Source organism: Edwardsiella piscicida (assembly GCF_001896205.1).
GTDB classification, from domain to species: Bacteria; Pseudomonadota; Gammaproteobacteria; order Enterobacterales; family Enterobacteriaceae; genus Edwardsiella; species Edwardsiella piscicida.
Window position 1 is genome coordinate 570970 of sequence record NZ_MPNU01000001.1, and the last position, 20937, is coordinate 591906.

The 20937-nt window shown below is 61.7% G+C and carries 18 protein-coding genes; 8 read left to right on the forward strand and 10 right to left on the reverse strand.

From position 1 onward, the window contains the following. Positions 1 to 12 precede the first annotated feature (12 nt). Positions 13 to 525 carry a G/U mismatch-specific DNA glycosylase gene (gene mug / locus BRD58_RS02520; RefSeq protein WP_012847326.1) on the forward strand — a complete coding sequence of 171 codons (513 nt, stop codon included), beginning with the start codon at positions 13 to 15 and terminating at the stop codon, positions 523 to 525. A 102-nt stretch (positions 526 to 627) separates the two neighbouring features. Here mug and rpoD read toward each other — a convergent pair whose 3' ends face one another. From rpoD to rpsU, 3 genes are all read right to left on the reverse strand, one after another. Further along, complete coding sequence (rpoD, locus tag BRD58_RS02525) at positions 628 to 2463, reverse strand: RNA polymerase sigma factor RpoD (RefSeq protein WP_015460877.1); 1836 nt, start codon at positions 2461 to 2463, stop codon at positions 628 to 630. Between the two features lie 235 nt (positions 2464 to 2698). Next, a complete protein-coding gene (dnaG, locus tag BRD58_RS02530; protein ID WP_012847328.1) occupies positions 2699 to 4447 on the reverse strand; it encodes a DNA primase in 1749 nt (582 codons plus the stop codon). A 187-nt stretch (positions 4448 to 4634) separates the two neighbouring features. Continuing rightward, entirely contained in the window at positions 4635 to 4850 is a 216-nt protein-coding gene (rpsU, locus tag BRD58_RS02535) for a 30S ribosomal protein S21 (RefSeq protein WP_005295814.1), read from the reverse strand. A gap of 213 nt (positions 4851 to 5063) precedes the next feature. On the opposite strand from rpsU, the gene tsaD reads away from it, so the two are divergent. Continuing rightward, complete coding sequence (gene tsaD / locus BRD58_RS02540) at positions 5064 to 6089, forward strand: tRNA (adenosine(37)-N6)-threonylcarbamoyltransferase complex transferase subunit TsaD (protein ID WP_012847329.1); 1026 nt, start codon at positions 5064 to 5066, stop codon at positions 6087 to 6089. A 21-nt stretch (positions 6090 to 6110) separates the two neighbouring features. Here tsaD and plsY read toward each other — a convergent pair whose 3' ends face one another. Beyond that, complete coding sequence (gene plsY, locus BRD58_RS02545) at positions 6111 to 6773, reverse strand: glycerol-3-phosphate 1-O-acyltransferase PlsY (RefSeq protein ID WP_012847330.1); 663 nt, start codon at positions 6771 to 6773, stop codon at positions 6111 to 6113. A 178-nt stretch (positions 6774 to 6951) separates the two neighbouring features. Between plsY and folB the strand changes: the two genes are divergently transcribed. Both folB and bacA read left to right on the forward strand, forming a co-directional pair. Further along, positions 6952 to 7317 (forward strand): bifunctional dihydroneopterin aldolase/7,8-dihydroneopterin epimerase, encoded by a 366-nt coding sequence (folB, locus tag BRD58_RS02550; RefSeq protein WP_012847331.1) that lies wholly within the window; start codon positions 6952 to 6954, stop codon positions 7315 to 7317. Between the two features lie 48 nt (positions 7318 to 7365). Then, a complete protein-coding gene (bacA, locus tag BRD58_RS02555; protein WP_069578152.1) occupies positions 7366 to 8184 on the forward strand; it encodes an undecaprenyl-diphosphate phosphatase in 819 nt (272 codons plus the stop codon). A gap of 30 nt (positions 8185 to 8214) precedes the next feature. Here the strand turns inward: bacA and BRD58_RS02560 are convergent, their stop codons facing one another. The 4 genes from BRD58_RS02560 to BRD58_RS02575 all read right to left on the reverse strand — a co-directional run bounded on the left by BRD58_RS02560 (position 8215) and on the right by BRD58_RS02575 (position 12376). After that, positions 8215 to 9459, reverse strand: a complete 1245-nt coding sequence (locus tag BRD58_RS02560; RefSeq protein ID WP_012847333.1) for a multifunctional CCA addition/repair protein — start codon at positions 9457 to 9459, stop codon at positions 8215 to 8217. 121 nt (positions 9460 to 9580) lie between these two features. Further along, positions 9581 to 10198 (reverse strand): TIGR04211 family SH3 domain-containing protein, encoded by a 618-nt coding sequence (locus BRD58_RS02565; RefSeq protein ID WP_012847334.1) that lies wholly within the window; start codon positions 10196 to 10198, stop codon positions 9581 to 9583. A gap of 209 nt (positions 10199 to 10407) precedes the next feature. Then, positions 10408 to 11673 carry an inorganic phosphate transporter gene (locus tag BRD58_RS02570; protein WP_012847335.1) on the reverse strand — a complete coding sequence of 422 codons (1266 nt, stop codon included), beginning with the start codon at positions 11671 to 11673 and terminating at the stop codon, positions 10408 to 10410. A gap of 22 nt (positions 11674 to 11695) precedes the next feature. Next, a complete protein-coding gene (locus BRD58_RS02575; RefSeq protein WP_012847336.1) occupies positions 11696 to 12376 on the reverse strand; it encodes a TIGR00153 family protein in 681 nt (226 codons plus the stop codon). A gap of 150 nt (positions 12377 to 12526) precedes the next feature. On the opposite strand from BRD58_RS02575, the gene BRD58_RS02580 reads away from it, so the two are divergent. Beyond that, the gene (locus BRD58_RS02580; protein WP_109579755.1) at positions 12527 to 13831 is read left to right on the forward strand and encodes a CYTH domain-containing protein; all 1305 of its coding nucleotides are present in this window, start codon (positions 12527 to 12529) and stop codon (positions 13829 to 13831) included. Positions 13832 to 13910: 79 nt separating this feature from the next. After that, the gene (gene glnE / locus BRD58_RS02585) at positions 13911 to 16748 is read left to right on the forward strand and encodes a bifunctional [glutamate--ammonia ligase]-adenylyl-L-tyrosine phosphorylase/[glutamate--ammonia-ligase] adenylyltransferase (RefSeq protein WP_073381526.1); all 2838 of its coding nucleotides are present in this window, start codon (positions 13911 to 13913) and stop codon (positions 16746 to 16748) included. 10 nt (positions 16749 to 16758) lie between these two features. Here the strand turns inward: glnE and BRD58_RS02590 are convergent, their stop codons facing one another. Beyond that, on the reverse strand, positions 16759 to 17688 hold the full coding sequence (locus tag BRD58_RS02590; RefSeq protein ID WP_012847340.1) for a Kdo(2)-lipid IV(A) acyltransferase: 930 nt from the start codon (positions 17686 to 17688) through the stop codon (positions 16759 to 16761). 106 nt (positions 17689 to 17794) lie between these two features. Here BRD58_RS02590 and hldE point away from each other — a divergent pair, with 106 nt between their 5' ends. Together hldE and yjeH are read left to right on the forward strand one after the other, a co-directional pair. After that, on the forward strand, positions 17795 to 19228 hold the full coding sequence (gene hldE, locus BRD58_RS02595; RefSeq protein ID WP_069578158.1) for a bifunctional D-glycero-beta-D-manno-heptose-7-phosphate kinase/D-glycero-beta-D-manno-heptose 1-phosphate adenylyltransferase HldE: 1434 nt from the start codon (positions 17795 to 17797) through the stop codon (positions 19226 to 19228). Positions 19229 to 19259: 31 nt separating this feature from the next. Further along, entirely contained in the window at positions 19260 to 20507 is a 1248-nt protein-coding gene (gene yjeH, locus BRD58_RS02600; RefSeq protein WP_069578159.1) for an L-methionine/branched-chain amino acid transporter, read from the forward strand. 20 nt (positions 20508 to 20527) lie between these two features. Here yjeH and ubiK read toward each other — a convergent pair whose 3' ends face one another. Next, positions 20528 to 20794 (reverse strand): ubiquinone biosynthesis accessory factor UbiK, encoded by a 267-nt coding sequence (gene ubiK, locus BRD58_RS02605; RefSeq protein WP_012847343.1) that lies wholly within the window; start codon positions 20792 to 20794, stop codon positions 20528 to 20530. Positions 20795 to 20937 lie beyond the last annotated feature (143 nt).

Consider the following 20937-nt stretch of genomic DNA (forward strand, 5'->3'; position numbering starts at 1 on the left):
AAAGGCGACGTGATGAGCGTGGACATTTTGGCACCCGGGCTACGGGTGGTGTTTTGCGGTATCAACCCAGGATTGAGCTCGGCCCATACGGGCTACCATTTTGCCAATCCGCGTAATCGTTTCTGGTCGGTGATCCACCTGGCGGGCTTTACCGATCGCCAGCTGGCGCCTCAGGAGGAGCGTCATCTATTGGATACCGGCTGTGGGATCACCGCGCTGGTACAGCGCCCGACGGTGACGGCCGCTGAGCTAACGGCGGCGGAGCTGCGCGCCGGGGGCGATGCGCTGCAGGCGAAGATCGCGCGCTATCAGCCGCGGGCGCTGGCGGTGTTGGGTAAGCAGGCCTTTACCCAGGCGTTTGGGATTCGCCGCCCCGCCTGGGGACGCCAGGCGCTGCGTATCGGCGATACGATGCTGTGGGTGCTGCCAAACCCCAGTGGCCTGAACCGGGCGACGCTGGCCGCGCTGGTAGAGAGCTACCGGGCGCTCTATCTGGCGCTGACGCCGCAGGAGCGCGGGGCATAGCCTGCGGCTTGGCGATACCTTGACGGACGCGCCGCGGCGCTGAAAAAGAAAAACCCCGGCCAGTAGGCCGGGGTGGGTATGCGTAGCGAGGTCGAGACGGCTTTAGTCGTCCAGGAAGCTGCGCAGGACTTCAGAGCGGCTCGGGTGGCGCAGCTTACGCAGCGCCTTGGCTTCGATCTGGCGGATACGCTCGCGGGTAACATCGAACTGCTTGCCGACCTCTTCCAGGGTGTGGTCGGTATTCATATCGATACCAAAGCGCATGCGCAGGACTTTCGCCTCGCGGGCGGTCAGCCCGGCCAGCACGTCGCGGGTAGCGGAGCGCAGGCTTTCCGAGGTCGCGGAGTCCAGCGGCAGCTCCAGAGTGGTATCTTCGATAAAGTCACCCAGATGCGAATCTTCATCGTCACCGATCGGCGTTTCCATGGAGATCGGCTCTTTGGCAATCTTCAGCACCTTGCGGATCTTGTCTTCCGGCATCATCATGCGCTCGGCCAGCTCTTCCGGCGTCGGCTCACGCCCCATCTCCTGCAGCATCTGACGTGAAATACGGTTGAGCTTATTGATAGTCTCAATCATATGCACCGGGATACGGATGGTGCGCGCCTGATCGGCGATAGAGCGGGTGATCGCCTGACGGATCCACCAGGTCGCGTAGGTGGAGAACTTGTAGCCGCGACGGTACTCAAACTTATCGACCGCCTTCATCAGACCGATGTTGCCCTCCTGGATCAGATCCAGGAACTGCAGGCCGCGGTTGGTGTACTTCTTGGCGATGGAGATAACCAGACGCAGGTTAGCCTCAACCATCTCTTTCTTCGCGCGACGCGCTTTGGCCTCGCCGATGGACATACGACGGTTGATGTCTTTGACCTGCTCGATGGTCAGACCGGTCTCTTCTTCAATCTGGTGCAGCTTCTGCAGGCTGCGCTCCACGTCTTCACGCATATCCTTGAGCTTTTCGCCCCAGGGTTTGCCCATGGCCAGCGCGGCGTCAAACCAGGTGATGCTGGTTTCGTTGCCGGTAAACAGGGTGATGAAGTTTTTCTTCGGCATCTTGCTCTGCTCAACGCACAGCTTCATGATCAGGCGCTCCTGACCACGTACGCGATCCATCATTTCGCGCATGTTGCTGACCAGATAGTCAAACTGCTTCGGCACCAGGCGGAACTGCTTGAAGATTTCAGACAGATTCTGGATCTCTTCCTGCGCCTTACCGCTGCTGCGCCCTTCGGCCTTGATAGCCAGACGGGTTTTTTCGTACTGTTCGCGCAGCTCAACGAACTTCTGACGCGCCAGCTCCGGATCGATGCTGTTGTCATCGTCGCTGTCGTCGTCGTCGTCTTCGTCCTCATCCTCGTCGTCGTCCAGCTCCTCTTCCGGCAGCTCGGAACCCACGTGGGTTGCGGTCGGGGCCATATCCTCTTCGGCGTTAGGATCGACAAAACCGGTGATCAGGTCGGACAGACGCGCTTCGCTGGCTTCGACGCGGTCATACTGCTCCAGCAGGTAGGTGATGGCCTCAGGGTATTCGGCAACGGAGCACTGAACCTGGTTGATACCGTCCTCGATACGCTTGGCGATATCGATTTCCCCTTCGCGGGTCAGCAGCTCAACGGTGCCCATTTCACGCATGTACATGCGTACCGGGTCGGTGGTACGGCCAATTTCGGATTCGACGCTGGACAGAACCTGTACCGCCGCCTCTGCGGCGTCTTCGTCGGCAATGTTCTCCGCCAGCATCAGGTCATCGGCATCCGGTGCTTCTTCCATCACCTGGATGCCCATGTCATTAATCATTTGGATGATGTCTTCGATCTGATCGGAGTCGACGATATCTTCCGGCAGATGGTCATTGACCTCAGCATAGGTCAGGTAGCCTTGCTCCTTGCCCTTGGTAACAAGAAGTTTGAGCTGTGACTGCGGGTTTTGCTCCATAAGACGGTATCCACACTTCAGAGTTTGAATTGGTGTTGGTCGGATTATCTATGACCGCCAACGATGCTTAAGGCCCGGATTATCAGGGCCGTACGCGGGTTACTTTCATTCGTCGCCGCTCCCCGGTATTGCGGCATGCAGGGGCTACATCCTGCGTGGTATCGGCAATCAAGCCGCTAAATTTATTATTAAGTTTAGTCACCGCCCTATTAATACCGACGGTGTTTATTATGCGTTAGTTCTTTTTGGCCAGCGCCTCATTCAGTGAGCGCACCTCTTCGCGCTCCGCAGGCGTCAGCCCGTCGGTTCTGGCTCGGGCGATGAGCTGCTCCAGGCGCTGCTCCAGCACGGCGTCGTACAGACTGCCGAGGGTATCCACGAAGGTTTCGAGCACCATGGGCTCAATAATCATGTGGTTCCACGTTGCCAGCGTTTCAAGCTGCGACGCATATTTATTATCGCGATACAGCTCCAGCAATTGCCCGGTAGTCAGTCCCGGCTGCGCCAGACAGGTTTCTACCAGCTCGATAAACAGCGGTAGGCCCGGTAACGGGTGCTGGCGTAATCCGTCCAGCGTCGGTACTTCGGCGGCTAACGCCGGGTTTTGTACCAACAATGCTATAAGTATACGCATAGTCGTTGGTTTTAACCGCGGCGGCTGATAATTCTTTACCGCTTCGCTGCGCCGAGGCAGCAGTTTTTCCAGCTGGCTATCGTCGAGTATTCCCAGCTTCTGTCCCAGCGACTGGCGCAGATACAGACGCAGCGTCTCGCCGGGCACCTGGCCGATGAGCGGCAGCGCCAGCGCACTCAGCTTGGCTCGGCCATCCGGGGTACTCAAATCGACCTGCGGCAGCAGGCTGTCGAACAGAAAGGCGGACAGGGGATGCGCATCGTTCATTCGCCGTTCGAAGGCCTCGGCCCCCTCTTGGCGGATCAGCGTATCCGGGTCTTCCCCCTCGGGTAAAAACATAAACTTCAGCTGACGGCCGTCGCTCAGGTAGGGCAGTGCGGTCTCCAGCGCGCGCCAGGCGGCCTCGCGCCCGGCGTTATCGCCATCGTAACAGCACACAACGCTGTCGGTATGGCGGAACAATAGTTGGATATGCTCAGCGGTCGTGGAGGTTCCCAGCGAGGCCACCGCATAGTTGACGCCATACTGCGCCAGCGCGATGACGTCCATGTAGCCTTCGACGACCAGCAGACGCTCCGGCTGCGCAGCGTGCTGCAGCGCCTCATACAGGCCAAACAGCTGGCGGCCTTTATGAAAAATTTCTGTCTCGGGCGAGTTCAGGTATTTAGGCGTGCCGTTGCCCAGAACCCGCCCGCCAAAGGCGATCACCCGCCCGCGTTTGTCACGGATAGGGATCATGATGCGGTCTCGGAAACGATCGTAGCTACGGCCGTTCTCGTTATTCACCAGCATCCCGGCGTCGTTGAGCGCCGTGCGACCGCCCGCGTCGCGGCCAAAGCGTTTGAGGGCGTTGTCCCAGCCCTGCGGCGCGTAGCCGATGGCAAAGCGATCCATAATGGCCTGGCTCATGCCGCGCCCGGTCAGGTATTGCTGCGCCTGCGTCGCGCCCGGCTGGCGCAGGGACTGCTGATAGTAGCCGCACAGACTATCCATCAGCTGATACAGATTCTGGCGCTGATGCCGCTCCATCTGGCTCGGCCCGCTGCCGGACTCATAGGGCACTTCCAGCCCCGCCATGGTCGCCAGCTCTTCTATGCTTTCGACAAACTCAAGCCGGTCATAGTTCATCAAAAAATCAATGGCGTTGCCGTGGGCACCGCAGCCGAAGCAGTGGTAAAACTGTTTGTCCGCGTTAACGGTAAACGAGGGCGTTTTTTCCGAGTGGAATGGACAGCAGGCATGGTAGTTCTTCCCCTGCTTCTTAAGTTTCACACGCGCATCGACCAGCTCGACAATATCGGTACGAGCCAACAGATCGTTGATAAATACGCGTGGGATTCGTCCAGCCATAAGCCCTTTACAGTGGTTGTCCGCCGTCGACCCTGAGCGGGCGACAGGCAAACAGTTTTACAGCCTCTAAACGAGAACAAGCCGCGCATTCCTTTCGGAAGGCACGGCCTTCGTATGTCATTGCCCGTGCGATACAAACAACGACATGGTCTGTGACCTGGATTCGGCGGGGAAAACCCCGGTCAAATTAGTACAGACGAGTGCGGCGTGCGTTTTCGCGAGCCAGTTTCTTGGCGTGACGTTTAACAGCAGACGCTTTAGCGCGCTTACGTTCGGTGGTCGGTTTTTCATAGAATTCACGACGACGAACTTCGGCCAGGATGCCTGCTTTCTCGCAGGAACGTTTGAAGCGACGCAGAGCTACGTCGAACGGCTCGTTTTCACGTACTTTAATTACCGGCATGTGCCTCTCACCTCGATAAAAATCGGTATTTTCGCTGGCCATGCGCCAGCTGTTCAAAAATGGTGCGGAATTTTAATCCGAACAGCACCCGCTTGTAAAGCGCTGTCTCATCCTTCAACGGCGATGAGCCGCAGTAAGAAAGCGAAGTAGTATAGCAGAATTGTGCTATTATGCGCCACTTTGAGTTGTACTGAACGTGTTGTTGGAGCCGCCATGCGTATTCTGGGGATCGAAACCTCCTGTGATGAAACCGGTATCGCCATTTACGACGATGAAAAAGGGATCCTGGCCAATCAGCTGTATAGCCAGATTAAGCTGCACGCTGACTATGGCGGTGTGGTTCCCGAGTTGGCGTCGCGTGACCATGTGCGCAAGACCGTACCGCTGATTCAGGCGGCGCTGCGTGAGGCGGATCTGACCCCGGCGGATTTGGACGGCGTGGCCTATACCGCCGGTCCGGGGCTGGTTGGGGCGCTGCTGGTCGGGGCGACCGTTGGGCGGTCGCTGGCGTTTGCCTGGGGCGTGCCGGCGGTCCCGGTTCACCACATGGAAGGGCATCTGCTGGCACCGATGCTGGAGGAGAATCCTCCGGCGTTTCCGTTTGTCGCGCTGCTGGTCTCCGGCGGCCATACTCAGCTTATCAGCGTCACCGGCATCGGCGAATATCGCCTGCTGGGCGAGTCGATTGACGACGCCGCGGGGGAGGCCTTTGACAAGACGGCCAAGCTGCTGGGGCTGGATTATCCCGGTGGGCCGGTTCTCTCCAAGATGGCGCAGCAGGGCGTGGCGGGACGCTTCGTGTTCCCGCGTCCGATGACCGATCGCCCAGGGCTGGACCTCAGCTTTTCCGGCCTGAAGACCTTTGCCGCCAATACGATTCACGCTAACGGTGATGATGCGCAAACCCGCGCCGATATTGCGCGCGCCTTTGAAGATGCGGTGGTGGATACGCTGGCGATCAAGTGCCGTCGTGCGCTGGATCAGACCGGGTTTACGCGTCTGGTGATGGCCGGCGGCGTGAGCGCAAACCGTGCGCTGCGCGCGCGTTTGGCGCAGATGATGCAGCAGCGCGGCGGCGCGGTGTTCTACGCCCGTCCAGAGTTCTGCACCGATAACGGCGCGATGATCGCCTATGCCGGCATGGTGCGTCTGAAGAGCGGCGTCGATGCCGACCTGTCTATCAGCGTACGCCCGCGCTGGCCGCTGGCGGAGCTGCCGCCGGTGGCGGCCGACCGTTAACGCTTCGCGACGTACGCCTATTTAGCGCGGCGTCGGCGGTTCGTCATCGCGGGGAGGCGTGGCCTGTCTCTCGCTATCCTGGGCGCCTTTGGCGCCCTTTTTCTTCCAGATTTTCCCCTCTTTTCCACGCCACAGACGCTGGATGTTGTCGTGGTGACGCACCAGGATCAGGCAGGAGAGCATCGCCACCGGGAAGGTAAACTGCGGCTTAAACCACCAGACGTAGAAGGGGGCGATCAGCGCGCTGACGATGGCGCCAAGGGAGGAGTACCCGCTCAGCAGCACGGTCAGCAGCCAGGTGCCGACCATCAGCCCGGTCAGATCCCAGCCGATGGGGGCGATGGCGCCAAAGGCGGTGGCGACGCCTTTACCGCCGCGGAAGCGAAAGAATACCGGGTAAATATGGCCCAGGCAGGCCGCGATGGCCGTCAGACCGAGATAAAAGGGGGACACCTCGAGCTTATAGGCCAGCCAGACCGGGATCATTCCCTTAAGCACATCGAAGATCAGCACGGCGGCGGCGGCTAAGCGGCCGCCGATGCGCAGCACGTTGGTTGCTCCGGGATTACCAGAACCATTTTCCCTTGGGTCGGGGAGTCCGGCCGCTTTGCAAACCAGAATGGCGCTGGAGATGGAGCCGCACAGGTAGGCGAAAATGATCATGCCTAACGCAGTCGCACTCATGGATTCATCTCCGTCTTGAGTAAAAGAGAAATCAGGGTGTTGAGCCGCCGTACGCCCGCTGACTGGTCACCCATGCCGCAGCATGGATTAGTGCGCGACAGCGTCGGATATCTGTGGATAATACGCACATTCTACAAGAAGTGGTATCCGAAGCAGGCTAAAAAACGGGAATCGCGTGATGGACATCGTATTTATCGAAGGGTTGACCGTCGTCACCACGATCGGGGTATTTGAGTGGGAGCAGACGATCCGTCAGAGGCTGGTGTTTGATGTCGAGCTGGGCTGGGACAACCGCCGCGCCGCGCAGAGCGACGATGTGGCGCACTGCCTGAGCTATGCTGAGGTGAGCGAGGCTATCCTACAGCACGTAGAGCCGAATCGCTTTGCCCTGGTCGAGCGGGTGGCCGAAGAGGTTGCTGCCCTATTGATGGCGCGCTTTAACACCCCCTGGGTTCGCCTGCGGGTGAGCAAGCCGGGCGCGGTCGCCCAGGCACACAGCGTTGGGGTGGTGATTGAGCGCGGTTGCCGCACGGCAGACGTTTAACGTTTTACGGCCCACAGGCCGTCTGTACTAAGAAGAGAATGAGAGTATATGGATCTGCATACGCTGCTTAATGCGTTTATTCTGGGCGTTGTCGAGGGATTGACGGAGTTTTTACCGGTTTCTTCCACCGGCCATATGATTATTGTTGGCCACTGGCTGGGCTTTGAAGGGGATAAGGCGAAAACGTTTGAGGTGATTATCCAGCTGGGTTCGATCCTGGCGGTGGTGGTGATGTTCTGGCGCCGTCTGTTTGGACTTATCGGCATCCACTTTGGTCGCCCGGTGGCGCGCGAAGGGTGCGGTCAGGGGCAGCTGAAGCTGGGCCATATTGTGCTGGCGATGATCCCGGCGGTAGTGCTGGGGCTGCTGTTCCATGATTTTATCAAGAGCCTGTTTACCCCGCTGACGGTGGCCTACGCCCTGGTGGTGGGCGGTCTGCTGCTGCTGGCCGCTGAGTGGCTCAAGCCGGCGCAGGCACGGGCGGTCGGGCTGGATGATATCACCTACCGTCAGGCTTTTATGATCGGTTGCTTTCAGTGCCTGGCGCTGTGGCCGGGCTTTTCCCGCTCAGGGGCGACGATCTCCGGCGGTATGCTGATGGGCGTGAGCCGCTACGCCGCGTCAGAGTTCTCCTTTCTTTTGGCTGTGCCGATGATGATGGGCGCCAGCGCGCTGGAGCTGTACAAAAGCCTGCCCTATCTGTCGCTGGGCGATCTGCCGATGTTCAGCGTGGGTTTTGTTACCGCGTTTGTCGTGGCGCTGATCGCGATCAAGACCTTCCTGAACGTGATCAAGCGGATCTCCTTTGTGCCTTTCGCCATTTATCGCTTTATTGTGGCGGCGGCGGTCTACCTGGTCTTCTGCTGATCGGGCGGATGCCCGCTGCCGTTTTCTCCGCTATTCCGCGTTTAAGGCCGCCTCCTGGGCGGCTTTCCATCGTTTGAGCACCTGTAGACGCCGCGTCTGCAGCTCTTCGCGAATCGCAGCCCCCTGAAAACCGTCGGCGATAACCTCGCGTACGGCAACCTGTGCGACCTGGTGGTAGGCGGCGCGCAGATAGTCAGCCTGTGGGTAGGGTTGCTCCTCCAGACCGGTGCGCCCGCGGGCGTCGGCCTCGCTACACAGGATCATGTGCTGCAGGCGCTGGGGACGGCGCCAGACGTCAATGGTGTCGAGCAGCTTGAGCAGCGTCGCGGGGCGAAGGCGCTCCACCGTGTGGATCAGATCGTGATATTCGGCGACCAGCAGCGCCAGATCGCGCACCGGGTTTGGCGTGCGTAGGCGCTGGCACATCTCCCGCACCAGGCGTACGCCTGCCGGCCCATGGCCGTGATGGTGGGGCCAAAAATTGGGGTTAGTCAGCCCCTTGCCCACATCGTGGGTCAGCGCGGCAAAGCGCACGGCGACGTCGTCGCTCAGATGGCTGGCCATGGCCAGGGTAAGCAGGGTATGGATGCCGGTGTCGATCTCCGGGTGCCACTGGGCGGGGGCCGGCACCCCGAACAGCCGATCGATCTCGGGGAACAGCACCGCCAATGCGCCGCAGTCGCGCAGCACCTGGAAATAAACCTGCGGCGCGGGGCCGGACAGCGCTTTCTCCGTCTCTAGCCAGACCCGCTCCGGCGTCAGGTGGGCCAGCTCGCCGCGCTGGCTCATTCGCTGCATCAGCGCCAGCGTCGGCGCGGCGACCTGAAAACCCAGCGGAGCGAAGCGGGCGGCAAAGCGGGCGACGCGCAGCACGCGCAGCGGGTCTTCGACAAAGGCCTCCGAGACGTGGCGCAGCTGACGCTGCCGCAGATCCTGCAGGCCGCCGTAGGGATCGATCAGCTGACCTTCATCGTCTTCCGCCATCGCATTGATGGTCAGATCGCGCCGCAGCAGATCCTGCTCTAGGGTAACGTCTGGGGCGAAATAGGTGCTAAAGCCGGTGTAGCCCTGGCCCGCCTTGCGTTCGGTACGCGCCAGGGCGTACTCCTCTTTGCTACGCGGATGCAGAAATACCGGGAAATCCTTGCCGACTTGCTGGTAGCCCTGTGCCAACAGCGCCTGCGGCGTCGCGCCGACGACGACCCAGTCACGATCCTGGGTAGGAAGCTGTAGATACTTGTCGCGTACGGCGCCACCGACCAGATATGTCTTCACGTGCCAACCTCGGTAGAGAGCCGATTAAATGTTAATCTCATGTTACTGCAAGCGTTCATGGACGGCAATCGGCCGCCCCAGAGAAAAGAAAAAACGCCGCGGGCGGCGGCGTTGTGGGGGATCAGTTCATCCAGCGCGCTTTTTGGCGCCGGGGCAGCAGGCGCGGGAGCAGCAGGCCCAGCAGCAGGCCAGCGCCGGCGACGCCGCCGCCGTACAGGAACCACTGCAGGATAATGGCCCGCTTTTTGTCATCCAGCTGCGAGTTGAGGGCGCCGAGGCTTTTTTGCGCGCTGCTCAGCTGTTGACGCAGCTGCTGATTCTCCGCCTGCAGGCGGGCGATCGCATCGTCGCTGCCGGCGACTTTGCTCTGCATCTCTGCGGTTTTCTGCTGCCATTCGCCGTCGATATGGCTGAGCTTGGCCGTCAGGGCTGAGAGCTGCGCCTCCAGCGCCGGTACGCGCGTGCGCAGGCTGGGCTGGTTACTGAGCTGATCGAGGGGAAGCCAGACGCTGCGCCCTTTGGCGTCGCGGATCTGGGCAAACTGGCTCTGTTGATTAATGCCCAGCAGCGTGACCGGATCGCCTGCGTTGATCGTGCCGACGATGCGGTATTGGTTACCCGGCCCGCTGTGTACATAGGTACTGAGCGCATCGGAAATAAAGCGCTGTTCTTCGGCGTGGCTCTGAAAGGCCAGACAGAGGCTGAGCAGGGGCAGGAGTAACCGGCGGAATAGGTGCATGGCGATAATCGGTTCGTTGGTTGAGGGAATTGGGCTGATAGTAAGGGGAAGTATACAGTGAGGCAATGAAAAATCTTAAAATGAGAACTGTCCGAGCTATTTATCGCGTAGCTCCGGCGTCTGGCGCGGTAGCGGTTATAAAAAAAACGGCCGCAGAGGGAGACTCTGCGACCGGTTTATTGCTACTTATTGGCGCCATAGGCAGATAATTAGCCGAAGACCGCCTGCAGCAGATAAAACAGGGCAATGGAGAGCGCGGCTCCCGCGGGCAGGGTCACAATCCATGACGCGACAATGTTACGTACCACGTTAAGGTTCAGGGCCGCAATGCCGCGGGCAAAGCCGACGCCTAGCACGGCGCCGACCAGCGTCTGGGTGGTGGAGATCGGCAGGCCGGTGCCGGAGGCGATCACCACCGTTGAGGCGGTGGCGAACTGAGCGGCAAAGCCACGGCTCGGGGTCAGATCGGTAATACCGGTTCCCACGGTTTCCATGACGCGACGGCCCATCAGCGCCAGACCCACGACGATACCGATACCGCCCAGCGGCAGGATCCACCAGACGATGGGGGAGGTGCCGGCCAGTACGCTCGGATCGCGTACGATGGCGACGATGGCAGATAGCGGCCCAATGGCATTGGCGACGTCGTTAGAGCCGTGGGCAAAGGCCATGGCACAGGCGGTGATGACCATCAGCAGGCTGAATACCCGCTCAACGCCGCGGAAGTGATCCTGCTCGTCTGCGTCATCGGTAAAGGATTTGCGCGACAGATACAGATAGCCGCCGAGCATGACCAGCAGGGACACCAGCAGTGAAACCAGCCAGGTCTCGCCGTCCGTCAGGTGCAGGCCGACGTGCTTTAACCCTTTCTTGATGGTGACCAGTGAGATAACCAGCGCGGTCAGGAACATATACACCGGGCCAAAGCGGCGGGCGTTAGCGAACGGGTTCTCGGTGTTAAAGATCAGCCGCTGGGCGCTGAGGAAGATGCCATAGGCCACCACCCCGGAGATCAGCGGTGTGATGATCCAGCTGCCGACGATACCCTTCACGCCGCCCCATTCGACCGCTTCAGGGCCGACCGAGACGCAGGCAAAGCCGATGATGGCACCGATGATAGAGTGGGTGGTGGAGACCGGCCAGCCCATCAGCGAGGCGACGATCAGCCAGATGCCGGCGGCCAGCAGCGAGGCCATCATCCCGAAGACCAGCGTCTGGGGATGACCGGCGAAGGCACTGGTATCGATGATGCCGCTGCGGATAGTTTGGGTGACTTCACCGCCGGCCAGGTAGGCGCCGGCGAACTCGAAGATCATGGCGATGACGATCGCCTGACGGATGGTAACGGCGCGGGCGCCTACGGAGGTTCCCATCGCGTTGGCGACGTCGTTGGCGCCGATGCCGATAGCCATCAGCAGGCCAAAGAAGGCCGCCACTATGATCAGTAATGAGCCGTGATTGGCAATGATTTCCATCTATTGTGTCCGGGTGTGGTGATTAACTACGGGCCAGCATCAGTTCCAGTCGGGAACCCACGCGCAGCGCTTTATCGGCAAGGCCGCCGACCCACTCAATGATTTGATAGAGAAACATAATGTCGACGGGGTTGAGCTGATGCTCAAGGGAGAGCAGGGTCTGGCGTAACAGGATCTGCTGATGGTCGGTATCATCCTCAATATGATCCAGCTCCATCACCATCTGCTCGACCAGATCGGCTTCGCGGCCGCGAAAGCCGGTCTCCAGCAGCTCGTCCATTTCGTGAATAACCTTGCTGGAGAGCGCGGTCGCATCCAGGCAGCGCTGCAGGTAGCTCACAAAGTCAGCCTGCATGACGGCGGGGATTTGCAACCGGCGGCCGATGACCCGACCGGCGATGTCTTTGGCGCGGTTGGCCAGACGATCCTGTTGGGTAACCAGCTCCAGCATATCGCCGCGATCGACCGGCAGAAAAAGACCACGTGGTAATTTCAGTCGGATTTCGCGCTTCAGCGTGTCGGCCTGTTTTTCCAGATTGGAGATCTGTTCACGGATCTCCTGTGCCTGATCCCACTGCTGCTGCGCGGTGGCGGCAAAGAAGGGAACCAGCAGGCTACAGCATTCGTGCACGCGGCTGGCGTGCTCTTGAAGCGGTTTGAGCGGAGACTTGGCAAACAAGCCTAAAATAGTATTTACTGGCATCACTCATGCACCTTAAATTGATGGTTTTCTGCGCATAGTTCGTCAGAAAGGTGCGCATGGTAACTGATGTGCCCGGCATTGGACACCGTTTTTACATTTTTTACCGAGCAATGCTGAACACCTCGGTAAAACCTTAATATGACAGAAAAAATGACCGTGGAAATTGAACTGAAATTCATCGCCCTCCCGTCCGCTGTACACGCATTGCCCGCGAGCCTGGCCCGTTGGCCTCTTCAGCATACGCCCGCCCAGACACTGAGCAATATCTATTATGAGACGGCGAGCCAGACTTTGCGTCGCCATGATATGGGGCTGCGGATCCGCGGCTGCGACGGCGCCTATGAGATGACGCTGAAGACCGCCGGCAGCGACGTCGGCGGCCTGCATCAGCGCCCGGAGTATAACGTTGCGCTGGATGCCCCGCAGCTGGATCTCCGCCGCTTTCCGGCGCAGGCGTGGCCGGAGGGCTGCGACGTCGATGCGCTGCAGACGGCGCTGCAGCCGCTGTTCTCGACCGACTTTCAGCGGGAGCGGTGGGAGGTGACCTACCGTGAAAGTCAGATTGAAGTGGCGCTTGACCGGGGCGACATTCGCGCCGCGGGGGAGAGCGAGGCGCTGCATGAGATCGAGCTGGAGCTGCTGCGGGGCGAGCGGGACGATCTGTTCGCTTTTGCCGAACAGTTGCTGACGCTGGAGGGGATCCGGATGGGGGCCATGAGTAAGGCCGCCCGCGGCTACCGCCTGGCGGCGGGCAATGCCGCGCTGCGGCGGCGGGCGTTTCCGCTGCTACGGCCCGCGGCCCGCGCCAGCGTCGAACAGGGGATGTCTGCCGCGCTGACGCAGATCCTGGCGCACTGGCAATACCATGAGGAGGCCTGGCTGCGGGGCGACGCGGCGTCCCGGGGCGGAATCCAGGAGGCGCTGACGGCGCTGCGGCAGAGTTTGACCCTCTTCGGCGGTATCGTGCCGCGTAAGGCCAGCGCGACGCTGCGCGCCGGTCTGAGCGCGCTGGAGGAGCAGATACAGCAGCCGACGTGCGTAGCGCAGACGCTGTGCTATGGCCGGGAATCCCTGACCACCCAGTGGGCGCTCACTCGCTGGTTAGCCGAGTCTGGCTGGCGAGCCTATCTCGATGCGGCGGGAAGCGCCAAGCTGTCCGGCTCGTTCAAGCGCTTTGCCGACATCATGTTGGGACGCTGCGGCGCTGAACTGAAGGCGCTGTTCGCTCAGGTTCGTCACCCCCAGGAGTATCAGGATAAACTGCCGCGTCTGCAGCACCAGATTCTGGCGATCCGCCTGCTGGGCGGCGCATATGGCGAGGCGGCGGTAGAGGACTATCTGGCGCCGTGGCAGACGCTGGCGCAGGCCATTGTCCATCCCGCCGCGGTGACAGCGGAGGCCGCCTGCGCGCAGGCGCTGCATCAGCCGGCCTTTTGGCGCAACGGCGCGCATTAATGCGGTGATATCCCGCCGCGCGCGGGCGACGGTCTAATCCAGGCGGCGTTGGCGCCGCCGCATTCAGCAGGGAGTGAATATGTCTGAGACTCGGGCGCTGCCGGCGCTGCTGCACAGTCAGGGAGCGCGTCAGGCCGCGCGGCTGCGGGACGCGACGTCGGCGGCGCTGCCGGCGCTGGCGCTGAGCGACTTTGTCGCCGACAGTCTGGCCGCGTATCCCGCATGGTGGCAGCAGCTGCAGCAGCTGCCGCCGCAGGTGCAGGAGTGGCAGCAGTATGCCGGATGGCTGGCGGAGCGCCTGGCGCAGGTGCAGGATGAGGCGACGTTGATGCAGGCGCTGCGCCTGTTTCGTCGCTACATGCTGACGCGGATTGCCTGGATGCAGGCCCGCGCCCAGGCCGACTGTCAGCAGACCCTGCTCCAGCTAAGCGCGCTGGCGGAGACGCTGGTTATCGGCGCGCGCGACTGGCTATATCATCGCGCCTGTCAGGAGTGGGGCGTTCCCTGCAACGCCGCCGGTGAAGCCCAGCCGCTGCTGATCCTGGGTATGGGCAAGCTGGGCGGCGGCGAGCTGAATTTCTCCTCGGATATCGATCTCATCTTTGTCTATCCGCAGTCCGGAGCCACCCGCGGCGGCCGCCGCGAGCTGGATAATGCCCAGTTTTTCACCCGCCTCGGCCAGCGCCTGATTAAGGCCCTGGATCAGCCGACGGAGGATGGCTTTGTCTATCGGGTCGACATGCGTCTGCGCCCCTTCGGCGACAGCGGTCCTCTGGTGCTGAGTTTTTCCGCGCTGGAGGACTATTACCAAGAGCAGGGGCGCGACTGGGAGCGTTACGCCATGGTGAAGGCGCGTCTGCTGGGCGAAGGACAGGATCGCTATGGGCAAGAGCTGTACCGTCTGCTGCGCCCGTTTGTGTTTCGCCGCTATATCGATTTCAGTGTGATCCAGTCGCTGCGCAATATGAAGGGCATGATAGCCCGAGAGGTGCGCCGCCGCGGGCTGAAGGAGAATATCAAGCTTGGCGCGGGCGGGATCCGCGAGATCGAGTTTATCACGCAGGTGTTCCAACTGATCCGCGGCGGGCGCGAGCGCAGCCTACAGCAGCGTGCGCTGCTGCCCGCGCTGGCGGCGATCGGCGAGCTGGGGCTGCTGACGGCGGCGCAGGTGGCGGCGCTGCGCGACGCCTATCTCTTTTTACGCCGTCTGGAGAATCTGCTGCAGGCGATCGACGATCAGCAGACGCAGACCCTGCCGTCGGACGATCTCAACCGAGCCCGTCTGGCCTATGGTATGGGCCTGGCGGACTGGGCCGCGCTGAGTCGGGCGCTTCAGGAGCATATGGCGGCGGTGCGCGCGATCTTCAATGCGCTGATCGGCGATGACGATCAGGATGAAGAGGAGCGCGGCGACGACGCGGCGCTGCGCTTTGCGCCCCTGTGGCAAGAGCGTTTGGACGAGAGCGAGCTGGCCGCGTTGATGCCGCAGCTCGACCCGGCGCAGCGCCTCCGGCTGCAGCAGACGCTGGAGGCGTTTCACCGCGACGTGGACAAACGCACCATCGGCCCGCGTGGGCGAGAGGTGCTGGCGACGCTGATGCCGACGCTGCTGGCGCAGGTGTGCGTGCGCGATGACGCGCTGGTGCTGCAGCAGCGCCTGATGCCGCTGCTGCTCAACATCGTGACCCGCACGACCTATCTGGAGCTGCTGATGGAGTTCCCGGCGGCGCTGCATCAGCTGATCCGTCTGTGCGCGGCCTCACCGATGCTGGCCGAACAGCTGGCTCGCTATCCGCTGCTGCTCGATGAGCTGCTCGATCCTGTCACGCTGTATCGCCCGGTGGATCAGGGCGCCTACCGCGACGAGCTGCGTCAGTATCTGCTGCGCATTCCGGATGATGAGGAGCAGCGCCTGGAGGCGCTGCGTCAGTTTAAGCACGCGCAGCAGCTGCGCATCGCCGCCAGCGATATCGCCGGCGCGCTGCCGGTGATGAAGGTGAGCGATCACCTGACCTACCTGGCCGAGGCGGTGATCGAGGCGGTGGTGCAGCAGGCCTGGGAGCAAATGGTGGCGCGCTACGGCCAGCCGACGCATCTGGTTGACCACGGGCAGCGTGGGTTTGCGGTGCTCGGCTACGGTAAGCTGGGGGGTTGGGAGCTGGGCTATGGCTCGGATCTGGATCTGGTGTTTCTGTTGGACTGCCCGGCGGAGGTGATGACCGACGGGCCTCGCTGTATCGATGGGCGCCAGTTTTACCTGCGTCTGGCGCAGCGCATTATGCACCTGTTTAGCGCCCGTACCGCCTCCGGCATCCTGTACGAGGTGGACGCGCGCCTGCGGCCCTCCGGCGCCGCCGGTATGCTGGTCAGCACCCTGACCGCCTTCGGCGACTATCAGCGCAGCGAGGCTTGGACCTGGGAGCATCAGGCGCTGGTGCGGGCGCGTCCGGTTTACGGCGACGTGCAGATGCACCGCCAGTTTGACGCCATTCGCCGCGAGATCCTGTGTCGCGAGCGCGATGCGGCGACGCTGCGGTGCGAGGTGGCTGAGATGCGTGAGAAGATGCGAACCCATCAGGGCAGCCGTGACGCGGCACAGTTTGACATCAAGGCCGATCGCGGCGGCATCGTGGATATCGAATTCATCGCGCAGTATCTGGTACTGCGCTACGGCGCCGAACAGCCGGACCTGACCCGCTGGTCAGACAATGTGCGCATCTTTGAACTGATGGCGCAGTACGCGGTGATGCCACAGGCGGAGGCCGATGCGCTGACCCATGCCTATGTGACGCTGCGTAATACGCTGCACCATTTGGCGCTGCAGGCGCAGCCGGGGGTGGTGGAGAGCACCCGCTTTGCCGATGCGCGGGCGCGGGTCTGCGAGAGCTGGCAGCGCTGGCTGGGGACGGCGCGCTGAGCGCCTGGCCTCAGTAGCGGGAGGCGACGCCCGGCGGACAGGTTTTGAAGCGGCGATGTAGCCACATGTACTGGGTCGGTGCCAGCATGATTTCACGCTCCACCACCCGATTCATATAGGCCGCCGTCGTCGTTTGGTCGTCCAGCGGAACGTCCTGCAGCATCGGCTGAATACGCAGGGTATAGCCGCTGCCGTCCGCGTTGCGCAGCGGTATAAAGGGGAGGAGCGTCGGTTGGCCCATGCGGGCCAGGATATAGGTCCCGGTGGTGGTCGCCGCCTGCGCTACGGCAAACAGTGGGACGAATACGCTGCTGCGCGGGCCGTAGTCATGATCCGGCGCGTACCAGACGATTTCGCCCTCTTTCAACGCTCGGATCATTCCCTTCACATCGCGGCGATCGAGCATATATTTGTTGGATCGCAGCCGGCCCCAGGTCTGTAGCCAGTCGAGAACCGGGTTATCGTTAGGGCGGTAGACGCCGACGCCTGGGTTGTGCATTCCGAAGATGCGCGCGCCCAGCTCCAGCGTAAGAAAATGCATTCCAATCAATAAAATGCCTTTTCCTGTCTGCTTGGCCTGGCGCAGGTTTTCTTCGCCTTCGACCCGGCACCAGCGGCGGATGCGCCAGTCGGGCCAGAACCAGGCCATGCCGGTCTCGACCAGCGCCATGCCGACAGACTCAAAGTTCTGCCTGACCCACGCTTCGCGCTGCGCCGCCGGCATCTGTGGGAAGCAGAGCGCCAGATTGCGTCGGGTCACCTCTACACGCTTTTTCATGAAGCGCATCGCCGTTTTCCCCAGCATCTTGCCCAGGCGATAGAGCCAGGGATAGGGCAGCAGCATCACCAGGTAAAAGATCCCGATGCCCAGCCAGGTCAACCAATAGCGGGGGTGCAGCATGCTGCGCTGAAACTGCGGGTAAACGTGATTGTCAGACATGGCTATCGTTAATGTATTCTCGTAAATAGATTTAGATTGCTAGTGTAATTGATATCAGGACGATTGTGATAACATTGCGCCCATCTTGATATGTAGGAGTCTGGGGATGAAAGTAACCCTGCCTGATTTTCGCCGCGCCCAGGTATTGGTGGTGGGCGATGTGATGCTGGACCGCTATTGGTATGGGCCGACCAGCCGGATCTCACCGGAAGCGCCAGTGCCGGTGGTGAAAGTGGAAACCATCGAAGAGCGCCCCGGCGGCGCGGCCAACGTGGCGATGAACATTGCCTCCCTGGGCGCCAACGCGCGCCTGGTCGGTCTGACCGGCGTTGATGACGCCGCCCGCGCGCTGAGCGCGCGTCTGGATGAGGTGCACGTCGAGTGTGACTTCGTTGCGATCCCAACCCAGCCCACCATCACCAAGCTGCGCGTTCTGTCGCGTAATCAGCAGCTGATCCGCCTGGACTTTGAAGAGGGGTTCGGCGGCGTCGATCCCGAACCGATCCTGGCGCGTATTCGCCAGGCGCTGCCGCAGCTGGGGGCGATGATCCTCTCTGACTATGCCAAGGGGGCGCTGGCGTCGGTGCAGGCGATGATCCGTCTGGCACGCGATGCCGGCGTGCCGGTGCTGATCGATCCGAAAGGCACCGACTTTGAGCGCTATCGCGGCGCGACCCTGCTGACCCCCAACCTGTCTGAGTTTGAAGCCGTGGTCGGGCGTTGTCACAGCGAACAGGAGATCGTGGATCGCGGCCTGGCGCTGATGGATCGCTTCGATCTGACGGCGTTGCTGGTGACGCGCTCTGAGCAGGGAATGACGCTGCTGCAGCGCGGCATTGCGCCGCTGCATATGCCGACGCAGGCGCAGGAGGTCTATGACGTAACCGGCGCCGGCGATACGGTGATCGGGATGCTGGCGACGTCGATTGCCGCCGGGACGTCGCTGGAAGAGGCCTGTTTCCTGGCCAACGCCGCCGCCGGCGTCGTCGTGGGTAAGCTGGGAACCTCGACCGTCTCTCCCATCGAGCTGGAGAATGCCATTCGCGGCCGCGCCGATACCGGCTTTGGTGTGATGACCCAAGAGGAGCTGAAAACGGCGGTTCTTCAGGCGCGTCAGCGCGGCGAGAAGGTGGTGATGACCAACGGGGTCTTTGATATTCTGCACGCCGGTCACGTCTCCTACCTGGCCAATGCCCGCAGGCTGGGCGATCGCCTGATCGTGGCGGTGAACAGCGATGCCTCTACCTGCCGCCTCAAGGGGCCGGAGCGTCCGGTTAACCCGTTGACTCAGCGTATGCTGGTGCTGGCGGCGCTGGAGTCGGTCGACTGGGTGATCCCGTTTGAGGAGGATACGCCGCAGCGAATTATCGCGGAGATCCTGCCTGACCTGCTGGTTAAAGGGGGAGACTATCGGCCTGAGGAGATCGCCGGGGGCAAAGAGGTGATCGCCGCCGGCGGTGACGTGCGGGTCCTGAACTTCGAGGATGGCTGCTCGACGACCAATATCATTAATACCATCCGTCAGGGTCAGAACGACTGAGCCGCCTATCGCGTCTTGGCAGGATAGGGCAGTGGCTACGTTAAAACAGGAGTTAGGGCTAGTGCAGGGGGTGGGGATGCTGTCCACCTCCCTGCTGGGAACCGGGGTTTTTGCGGTTCCGGCGCTGGCCGCCCAGGTCGCAGGCGACGATAGCCTGTGGGCCTGGCCATTATTGATCGTTCTGGTTTTTCCCATCGCTATCGGCTTCGCCGCACTGGGGCGTCATTTCCCCAGCGCCGGTGGCGCCGCGCATTTCGTCGGTAAGGCCTTTGGCCCGCACATGGCGCGGGTTACCGGCTGGCTTTTTCTGTCGGTGATCCCGGTGGGACTGCCCGCGTCGCTGCAGATCGCCGCCGGCTTCTGGCAGGCGCTGTTCGGCTGGCAGGGCGCGCCCCTGCTGGCGGTTGAGCTGATTACGCTGCTGGCCGTGTGGCTGCTGGGGACGCGGGGGGCGGGCTCCAGCGCCAATCTGCAGACCCTGATCGCGCTGCTGGTGGTGCTGCTGATTGCCGCCGTTTGGTGGCGCGGCGGGATCTCGCCGACGCAGATCCCGTGGCCGGCGCCGTCGCAGCTGTCGCTCTCGCCCCTGACGGGGGCGCTGGCGGTGATGTTTTGGTGCTTTGTCGGGCTCGAGGCCTTTGCCCATCTGGCGTCGGAGTTTCGTCATCCGCAGCGTGATTTCCCGCGGGCGCTGCTGCTGGGGCTACTGTTAGCCGGGGCGGTCTACTGGGCCTGCAGCGTGGCGGTGCTCCACTTTCACGCCTTCGGCGATGGACGGGCGGCGGCGGCGTCATTGCCAGGGATTGTGGTGCAGCTGTTTGGCCGCCATGCGCTGTGGATAGCCTGCGTCATCGGTTATTTGGCCTGCTTTGCCAGCCTGAACGTTTATATCCAGAGCTTCGCCCGGCTGGTGTGGTCGCAGGCGCAGCGCCGACCGCAGAGCCGTCTGGCGCAGCTCTCTGCCCGCCAGGCGCCGGTCAATGCGCTGACGTCGGTGATGCTGTGCTGTTTACTGTGCTCGCTGCTGATTTACCTCAGCGGTCTGTCGCTGGATGCGCTGATCGTGTATGCCAACGGCGTATTCATCATGATCTATCTGCTGTGCATGCTGGCCGGATGCCGTCTGCTGCGCGGTCACGCCCGGCTGATGGCGCTGACGGGCAGCGTGCTGTGTCTGCTGCTGCTGGCGATGGTGGGGGTGAAGAGCCTGTATGCGCTGGGGATGCTGCTGGTCTTGTATCTCCTGCTGCCGCGCCGCGCGGCGTCGCACGGCGGGTGAGCGTCACGGGGACGGCGGGACTAGGCCTGCCCGTCCTCGGCATCGTTCAGGCGTGCCTCAAGGGCGGCGACGCGCTGCTCCAGCAGCGCCAGCTTTTCGCGGGTGCGCAGCAGAACCTGCGTCTGGATCTCAAAATCTTCCCGGTTGACCAAATCCAGTCGGCTGAGCTGCTGTTGGAGGATTTGGCGCACGCGCTTCTCCATATCATCGCCGAACTCGCGCAGTCCTTTTGGCATGGATTGATGCACCTGACGGGCAATCTGTTCAATTTTCTTGGGATCAATCATGGAGCGTTCCTTGGGCTTCAGAGCAGTTATGCGGTAGCCGATACGTTACCGTAGTGTCATGGCGGATGCCAGAGCGGGTCGTAATTATCCCCCCAGGCCACGGCATAAGGATAAAAAATGCGCGATAACGAGCCTGTATGACG

Coding starts and splice junctions, on each gene's coding strand:
- bacA (WP_069578152.1), top strand. CDS start 7,366: ATGGATCTGCATACGCTGCTTAATGCGTTTATTCTGGGCGTTGTCGAG.
- tsaD (WP_012847329.1), top strand. CDS start 5,064: ATGCGTATTCTGGGGATCGAAACCTCCTGTGATGAAACCGGTATCGCC.
- glnE (WP_073381526.1), top strand. CDS start 13,911: ATGTCTGAGACTCGGGCGCTGCCGGCGCTGCTGCACAGTCAGGGAGCG.
- plsY (WP_012847330.1), bottom strand. CDS start 6,773: ATGAGTGCGACTGCGTTAGGCATGATCATTTTCGCCTACCTGTGCGGC.
- BRD58_RS02590 (WP_012847340.1), bottom strand. CDS start 17,688: ATGTCTGACAATCACGTTTACCCGCAGTTTCAGCGCAGCATGCTGCAC.
- BRD58_RS02580 (WP_109579755.1), top strand. CDS start 12,527: ATGACCGTGGAAATTGAACTGAAATTCATCGCCCTCCCGTCCGCTGTA.
- folB (WP_012847331.1), top strand. CDS start 6,952: ATGGACATCGTATTTATCGAAGGGTTGACCGTCGTCACCACGATCGGG.
- ubiK (WP_012847343.1), bottom strand. CDS start 20,794: ATGATTGATCCCAAGAAAATTGAACAGATTGCCCGTCAGGTGCATCAA.
- rpoD (WP_015460877.1), bottom strand. CDS start 2,463: ATGGAGCAAAACCCGCAGTCACAGCTCAAACTTCTTGTTACCAAGGGC.
- mug (WP_012847326.1), top strand. CDS start 13: ATGAGCGTGGACATTTTGGCACCCGGGCTACGGGTGGTGTTTTGCGGT.
- hldE (WP_069578158.1), top strand. CDS start 17,795: ATGAAAGTAACCCTGCCTGATTTTCGCCGCGCCCAGGTATTGGTGGTG.
- rpsU (WP_005295814.1), bottom strand. CDS start 4,850: ATGCCGGTAATTAAAGTACGTGAAAACGAGCCGTTCGACGTAGCTCTG.
- BRD58_RS02570 (WP_012847335.1), bottom strand. CDS start 11,673: ATGGAAATCATTGCCAATCACGGCTCATTACTGATCATAGTGGCGGCC.
- BRD58_RS02575 (WP_012847336.1), bottom strand. CDS start 12,376: ATGCCAGTAAATACTATTTTAGGCTTGTTTGCCAAGTCTCCGCTCAAA.
- BRD58_RS02565 (WP_012847334.1), bottom strand. CDS start 10,198: ATGCACCTATTCCGCCGGTTACTCCTGCCCCTGCTCAGCCTCTGTCTG.
- dnaG (WP_012847328.1), bottom strand. CDS start 4,447: ATGGCTGGACGAATCCCACGCGTATTTATCAACGATCTGTTGGCTCGT.